Source organism: Enterovibrio gelatinilyticus, assembly GCF_028683095.1.
Lineage (GTDB): Bacteria > Pseudomonadota > Gammaproteobacteria > Enterobacterales > Vibrionaceae > Enterovibrio > Enterovibrio gelatinilyticus.
Map to the genome: position 1 here is coordinate 1 of NZ_JAJUBC010000057.1, position 6,807 is coordinate 6,807.

Consider the following 6,807-nt stretch of genomic DNA (forward strand, 5'->3'; position numbering starts at 1 on the left):
GGTTTTACCGTGGTCAACGTGGCCGATAGTACCAACGTTAACGTGCGGTTTCGTACGTTCAAATTTTTCTTTAGACATGACAGTCCCTCTAAGCACGGTATTTTGGTGGCTTAACGACCACGCATACAACAAATGGATTTATGTTGAGTATAAATCAAATGGCTTGAGTAACTTGTAAGAGAAAGATGGTGCTGATACCCAGATTCGAACTGGGGACCTCACCCTTACCAAGGGTGCACTCTACCAACTGAGCTATATCAGCACTTTAGAATTGGAGCGGGCAGCGGGAATCGAACCCGCATCATCAGCTTGGAAGGCTGAGGTAATAGCCATTATACGATGCCCGCTTTCAGTTTCTCGTAGAGCTATTCAAACTATTTGAAATATGGTGGTGGGAGAAGGATTCGAACCTTCGAAGGCTGAGCCGTCAGATTTACAGTCTGATCCCTTTGGCCACTCGGGAATCCCACCAAATTGTTTTGTTTTGTCTTAATGGTGCCGGCTGCCGGAATCGAACTGGCGACCTACTGATTACAAGTCAGTTGCTCTACCAACTGAGCTAAGCCGGCGACAAGTGCTGCGCATTCTATGCAATGATTTTTGGGGTTGCAATAGCTAATTTAAATTTTTCCATTAAATCTATTCTTATGGCGTATAAAATCGCCAATTTACGCCTTTATTTAGCGAGATAGCATTAGCTAAACTCAGTATCTCACTTTCACTATCACTGGGGATAATGTATTGTCGCTGTCCTTACTCGAAACAGATTCATTTTTAGTATGAGCGATCTATTAACGCCTTATTTGTCTTTTAATCGCCAACAATGGTCAGAACTTCGTGATTCTGTGCCTATGACGCTGGATGAGGACGACCTCGAAAAGCTTCGTGGTATTAACGAACACTTGACCATGAATGAAGTGCGAGACATTTACCTGCCTCTTTCTCGCCTTCTGAATCTGTACGTTAAAGCACGTAAAGGGCGCACGCAGGTCCTAGAGCATTTCCTTGATCAAAAAGGAAATACTGTTCCATATATTATTGGAATAGCTGGTAGTGTGGCCGTGGGGAAAAGTACCACTGCTCGCTTATTAAAAGCACTTCTTGAACGCTGGCCAGAGCACCCGAAAGTTGAGTTAATCACTACTGATGGTTTCCTACATCCTAATGACACTCTCAAAGAACGCAACCTGATGAAAAAGAAAGGCTTTCCTCTATCTTATGATATTCGAAAGTTGGTTCAGTTTGTCTCTGATGTGAAATCTGGAAAGCCCTGTGTAGAAGCACCTGTATATTCGCATTTGGTTTATGACATCACCAAAGATATCAAGGTGGTTGAACAGCCTGACATTCTCATCGTAGAAGGTTTAAATGTACTGCAAAGTGGGATGGATTATCCTCACGACCCTCATCGCGTATTTATTTCAGATTTTCTCGATTTTTCGATTTACGTCGATGCGGAGTGTTCTTTGCTCAAAACGTGGTATATCGAGCGGTTTATGGCGTTTAGGCAAGGGGCGTTTCAAAACCCGTCCTCCTACTTCCATCACTACACTGCCCTCTCAGAAGAGAAAGCAATGAGAACTGCGTCTGACATTTGGGAGGAGATAAACGGACAGAATTTAGTCGAAAACATTCTACCAACCAGAGAACGTGCGGGCCTGATATTACAAAAGGGAACAAACCACGCAGTTCAAACTGTGATGGTACGGAAGTAGTTAATACTAATCGTTGGCGCGAAGACTTATCTCGCCACCAAGATAAGGGGCAATGCCGGACTCAGTTTCCAATAGCAGCGCCCCTTGCTCATTAATACCACGTGCAATACCTTCAACAATTCGCTCTCCCAGTAGCAATTTCACCGATCGTCCCTTGAAGTTATCCCATTTGTCCCATTTAGCGACAAAGCCAGCCATCCCTGTCTCTTCATACTGTCTGAGTGAATCCATAACCCCATTGATGAGAGCAGCAGCCAATGTGTTCTTATCAGGTAATGCATGACAAGTATCTTTCAAATTGGCCCAGTTTTGATCAACCGCATCGACAGTTTCTGACATGGCAACGTTAAGCCCCATACCAATAACTAAGTGTGCTGCATCTCCTGCTTGACCCGTCATTTCTACCAAAATACCTGCCAGCTTTCTATCATTCCAATAAAGGTCGTTAGGCCACTTGACCTTCACATCTTTGGCTCCGAGTTTTGCCAATGTTTCAGCCATAGACACACCAACAACCAAACTCAGCCCCATTGCTGCGGCCATTCCTGCATCAAGTCGCCAATACATGGATAGATACAAGTTCGCACCAAATGGCGAGAACCAAACACGTCCACGACGACCACGGCCGCTTTGTTGATATTCAGCTAAGCAGGCTGTACCTGAGACTAATTGACCAACACGGTCCATCAAGTACTGATTTGTTGAGCCAATAACAGGGATAAGCGAAAAGGCAGGGGCGTCGAGTACATCCTTTAGTTTTTGTTCTTCAAGCAAGTCGAGGGGCGATGGTAGGCAATAGCCTTTTCCTTGGACGCGATAGACGTCCAGCCCCCATTGTTGAAGCACTTTGATGTGCTTGCTAATCGCCGCTCGGCTCATCCCCAACTCTTGACCAAGCTTTTCACCAGAATGAAAATGACCATCCGCTAAAGTTCGTATAAGGGCTAAACGTGGTGTGTTGTCTATCGCTGGCATGCTGCCTCCAAATCCGTTTCTGCATTGCGCCCCATAAAACGAACTTCATGTTCAAGCTTGACGCCAAATTGGCGATGAACAGTATCTACAACCTGTCGAGCTAACGTGACCACGTCTTTTGACGTTGCCTTATCAGCATTCGTCAGTACCAGCGCCTGCTGGTTATGTACCGCAGCACCGCCAACGCGATGCCCTTTCAATCCACATTGGTCTATCAACCAGCCCGCAGCTAATTTTACTTCCGCATCGTTCACATAAAAGCACGGCATATTTGGGTGAGCAGCAAGTAAGCGGTCAGCGAGGCATTTGGTCACAACAGGGTTCTTAAAGAAACTCCCTGCGTTGCCTATCTTTTTAGGATCAGGAAGCTTCTCACGGCGAATTTCACAAACCATGTCGTAGACATCTTTTGCAGTCAGGTTTTCTTTGTCCTGCAATTGACTCAGCGCCCCATATCCTAAAACAGGTTGCCATTGCTTAGGCAGCCTGAAACCAACCCCAGTTACAATAGCTTTGTCTTTAAGTTGACGCTTAAACACAGAGTCACGATATCCAAATTCGCACTCTAAAGCAGACAATCTATCAGTATGTCCGCCGTCTAGCATCAAGACATCAACATAGTCACAGTGAGCTTTCAGCTCGACACCATACGCGCCAATATTTTGAATCGGTGCGGAACCAACAAGCCCAGGGATCAGCGCTAGATTCTCAAGACCCGGCATATGGTTTTCGACAGTCCACTTGACTAAGTCGTGCCAATTCTCTCCGCCAGCAACATGCAAAAACCATTCAGTTTTGGTTTCTCTAACTGTAATACCCTTTAAGCGATTCAAAATAACAGTACCGTCAAAATCTTCGCAAAAGAGTAAGTTACTCCCTTCACCCACAATAAGTTTTGGCTCAGAGGGTTTCTGCGCCCACACCAGTAAGAAATCCTCGACAGTATTCGCTTCAACAATTTCTTTTGCATTTAGTTCTAAACCGAACGTATGGTAAGGCTTGAGCGATGTGCTAGTGAGTGTTTTCATTCGGCTCGCGGTTTCATTTGCAATGATTAATTGCCGTGTATACTAACGCATTAGCCTAAAGATCGCAGTGATTTGATAACCATGTCCGACTATAGATATCTTCCGTTAGATACTTTACGTTTCCCACTAATTGCACGCTTTTACAAAGACCACTACCCTGCAGGGAAGCCAAAAAAAGACGAAGTCATTTGGACAATGGAAGGATCGGAAGGCCTCATTGGTACAGTACGTTTTCGCCAATTCGAGGGCTTTCAACTTCTGACTGGAATGCTTATCCACCCTGACGTTAGGAGACAAAAGCTGGGAATAGCATTTCTTCATGCCGTAGAAAAACAAACGAAAGACAAACGCTGTTATTGTCTCGCCTACCGCTATCTCATCCCACTTTATGAAAACGCTGGATTTGAAGTCATTGATGCCGATGCTTTACCCGAAGAACTTAAAGCTCGCTATATCAGTTACTGTAACAGTGGCAAAGATCTCGTACCAATGCGGTATTTAGCCAAGTAACAGTATCAATTCGAGATAACAGACACATCCAGAACACTGGAAATCGCGTATTTTCTGGTATAATTCAGGGTTTGATTTGCATAAATACGACCATCAGTCGAAGTTAATGAGGCAACAATGGATTCAGCTACTGCAAATAAGCAGTTGATCGATCAGCTACCAAAAATTGCACATCGTCCTGACCAGCTTGAAACGCTACTTGACGCCGCATCTTTTAGAGAGCGCTTATTGCACGAAATTGCACAGGCTAAATCTCGCATTTATTTGGTCGCTCTATATCTTCAAGACGATGAAGCAGGACGGTCGATCCTTGATGCGCTCTATGAAGCAAAGCAAAAGAACCCGAGACTAGATGTCAAAGTACTAGTCGATTGGCACCGTGCTCAACGTGGCTTAATTGGTGCTGAGAAGTCTGATGGCAATGCAGGGCTTTATCGCGAATATTCAGAGAAGTACGCCCATAAAGTTGACATCTTAGGTGTGCCTGTAAGAAACCGAGAAGTATTCGGGGTACTGCATTTGAAAGGTTTCATCATTGATGAAACCGTCATTTATAGCGGTGCTAGCCTTAACGATGTTTACTTGGCTCAACATGACCGATATCGCTATGATCGCTATCATGTCATTCACAGCAAAGCGCTTGCTGACAGCATGGCGAACTTCATATCAAACACATTGGTTGCTAGTGATGCAGTCAACTGCCTATCGCAACCAAGTCGTCCTGAGACCAAAGCACTAAAACCCGCAATTCGTAGTTTACGAGCTCGACTACAAAGCGCGAGCTACACGTTCATTTCGCAGCATATCAATGAAGATCAAGTTGGCTTAACACCGATGGTAGGGTTAGGAAAACGAAAAAATTTCCTCAATACTCAAATCTGCAGACTAATTGCAAGCGCACATGAAGATCTCACAATTTGTACTCCCTACTTTAATCCCCCTCGAAGTGTGATGCGAGAAATCCGTCGTGCGCTTCGTCGTGGTGTTAACATCACCATTATCGTAGGTGATAAAACAGCAAATGATTTCTACATCCCACCCGAAGAACCGTTTAAAACGATCTCTGGATTGCCTTATCTTTACGAAATCAATCTACGTAACTTCGCGCGTCGAAATGAAGCTGCAATTGCTAAACGTCAGCTAAAGATTCACCTTTGGAAACACGATAACAACAGTTTCCATTTGAAAGGTATTTGGGTAGACCGCAGCTACATGTTGCTCACTGGCAACAATCTCAACCCTCGAGCATGGAAACTCGATCTAGAGAATGCGATATTACTTCACGACAAGCATAGATTGCTTGAAAATGAAGCACAGCGAGAGATCGATAAGATCCTCGAACACACACAACTTATTGGTAGTTACAAACAAATCGAAAAGCTCGAAGTCTACCCCCCTCAAGTAAGGAAACTTCTGAAGCGGATCAAGCGGATCAGGGCAGATCATTTGCTCAACCAGATCCTGTAAGGAAACAATGGTGATCGCATCTATCGACGTCGACCCGCAGAAAACATTTACCCCATTATGCCCTAGCGAGCTACCGGTACATGAAGGTCACCTCATTGGTCAGGCGCTCAACCATCAAGCAAAACATGCTCAGCTTCGTGTCTTGACCAAAGATGCCCATCCTGCCAATGCGGTTTGGGTGGTCGACACACATGATAAAATGTTGAAGCCCTTAAAGCATGCCAATGCTGATTTGACTTGGGTATCACATGCGGTACCTGGCACTGAAGGCTTTAAAGTCATTCCTGATCTCCCTAACATCACTGAGTATGACCATGTTATCTGGAAAGGCATAGAGCCAGACTTACACCCTTATGGTGCTTGTTTTCATGATATCCAGGAAAAGCTCAGTACAGGACTGATCGAGTGGCTTACCGCTAAACAAGTTAAGGTAGTTTTAGTTGGTGGGCTAGCAACGGATTATTGTGTAAAAACAACAGCCTTGCAGCTAAAGCAGCATGGTCAGTTTGATGTTTGGGTAAACTTAGAAGCCTGCCGTGGTATTGCACACGATACTACAGTCGTAGCATGCAAAGAGATGATAGAAGCTGGCATCCACGTAATTGGTTCATTAGCAGAATTCCAAGCATAGGCATTGCTCTATATCACCAACGCAAAGCACTGCATTTAGCGGTGCTTTTTTGTATCTAGAGGTTGATGTTTTAGAGCTGAAGATTCTGATCTGATTCCACATAACATCTCGACACCGAGCCTAGTACACTCGACGACTCAATTTAGCTTAGGTCTCGTTCACGTAAAATAGATACATGCTTGGTGTGTAATTCAAAGAAGTATCAAAGCTGTTGTTAATAACTCAGTAAGAATTCATATATTGGCTGACGTGGCTGCGTATGGCCTATTAGAAACCACTTTTTGCAGAACACAAATGCCGTGAGCTGGCGGCTATTTAATAAAAACTTATCAACACATGCAGACGCAAAAAAGCCCTGACCGTAAGGTCAGGGCTTTTCTAACTTTTGCCTTCATCTTTTCTTAAAAAGACGAAAACGAATTTGAAGCCTGGCGATGTCCTACTCTCACATGGGGAGACCCCACACTACCATCGGCGCTGT

The 6,807-nt window shown here is 44.5% G+C and carries 6 protein-coding genes and 4 tRNA genes; 4 read left to right on the plus strand and 6 right to left on the minus strand.

The window, feature by feature from the left end; all coding sequences use genetic code 11:
• Nucleotides 1-186 precede the first annotated feature (186 nt).
• The 4 genes from LRP50_RS24935 to LRP50_RS24950 form a co-directional block, all read right to left on the minus strand.
• A tRNA-Thr gene (locus LRP50_RS24935) sits at nucleotides 187-262 on the minus strand.
• A gap of 10 nt (nucleotides 263-272) precedes the next feature.
• A tRNA-Gly gene (locus LRP50_RS24940) sits at nucleotides 273-347 on the minus strand.
• A 39-nt stretch (nucleotides 348-386) separates the two neighbouring features.
• Nucleotides 387-471: transfer RNA gene (locus tag LRP50_RS24945), tRNA-Tyr, on the minus strand.
• A 22-nt stretch (nucleotides 472-493) separates the two neighbouring features.
• Nucleotides 494-569 (minus strand) — tRNA-Thr (locus LRP50_RS24950).
• 210 nt (nucleotides 570-779) lie between these two features.
• Here LRP50_RS24950 and coaA point away from each other — a divergent pair.
• Nucleotides 780-1,715 (plus strand): type I pantothenate kinase, encoded by a 936-nt coding sequence (gene coaA, locus LRP50_RS24955; protein WP_274167098.1) that lies wholly within the window; start codon nucleotides 780-782, stop codon nucleotides 1,713-1,715.
• 6 nt (nucleotides 1,716-1,721) lie between these two features.
• On the opposite strand, the gene birA is transcribed toward coaA, so the two are convergent.
• Together birA and murB are read right to left on the minus strand one after the other, a co-directional pair.
• A complete protein-coding gene (gene birA / locus LRP50_RS24960; RefSeq protein WP_274167099.1) occupies nucleotides 1,722-2,690 on the minus strand; it encodes a bifunctional biotin--[acetyl-CoA-carboxylase] ligase/biotin operon repressor BirA in 969 nt (322 codons plus the stop codon).
• Complete coding sequence (gene murB / locus LRP50_RS24965; RefSeq protein WP_274167100.1) at nucleotides 2,678-3,718, minus strand: UDP-N-acetylmuramate dehydrogenase; 1,041 nt, start codon at nucleotides 3,716-3,718, stop codon at nucleotides 2,678-2,680. Before murB ends, birA begins: the two co-directional genes overlap by 13 nt.
• 81 nt (nucleotides 3,719-3,799) lie before the next feature.
• Between murB and LRP50_RS24970 the strand changes: the two genes are divergently transcribed.
• The 3 genes from LRP50_RS24970 to LRP50_RS24980 all read left to right on the plus strand — a co-directional run bounded on the left by LRP50_RS24970 (nucleotide 3,800) and on the right by LRP50_RS24980 (nucleotide 6,326).
• A complete protein-coding gene (locus LRP50_RS24970; RefSeq protein ID WP_274167101.1) occupies nucleotides 3,800-4,228 on the plus strand; it encodes a GNAT family N-acetyltransferase in 429 nt (142 codons plus the stop codon).
• A gap of 117 nt (nucleotides 4,229-4,345) precedes the next feature.
• The gene (gene pssA, locus LRP50_RS24975) at nucleotides 4,346-5,695 is read left to right on the plus strand and encodes a CDP-diacylglycerol--serine O-phosphatidyltransferase (RefSeq protein ID WP_274167102.1); all 1,350 of its coding nucleotides are present in this window, start codon (nucleotides 4,346-4,348) and stop codon (nucleotides 5,693-5,695) included.
• A 10-nt stretch (nucleotides 5,696-5,705) separates the two neighbouring features.
• On the plus strand, nucleotides 5,706-6,326 hold the full coding sequence (locus tag LRP50_RS24980; protein ID WP_274167103.1) for an isochorismatase family protein: 621 nt from the start codon (nucleotides 5,706-5,708) through the stop codon (nucleotides 6,324-6,326).
• Nucleotides 6,327-6,807 lie beyond the last annotated feature (481 nt).

Bases quoted from the DNA above. Each gene is read 5' to 3' on its own strand.
- LRP50_RS24970 (WP_274167101.1), top strand. From the start codon at position 3,800: ATGTCCGACTATAGATATCTTCCGTTAGATACTTTACGTTTCCCACTA.
- birA (WP_274167099.1), bottom strand. From the start codon at position 2,690: ATGCCAGCGATAGACAACACACCACGTTTAGCCCTTATACGAACTTTA.
- coaA (WP_274167098.1), top strand. From the start codon at position 780: ATGAGCGATCTATTAACGCCTTATTTGTCTTTTAATCGCCAACAATGG.
- pssA (WP_274167102.1), top strand. From the start codon at position 4,346: ATGGATTCAGCTACTGCAAATAAGCAGTTGATCGATCAGCTACCAAAA.
- murB (WP_274167100.1), bottom strand. From the start codon at position 3,718: ATGAAAACACTCACTAGCACATCGCTCAAGCCTTACCATACGTTCGGT.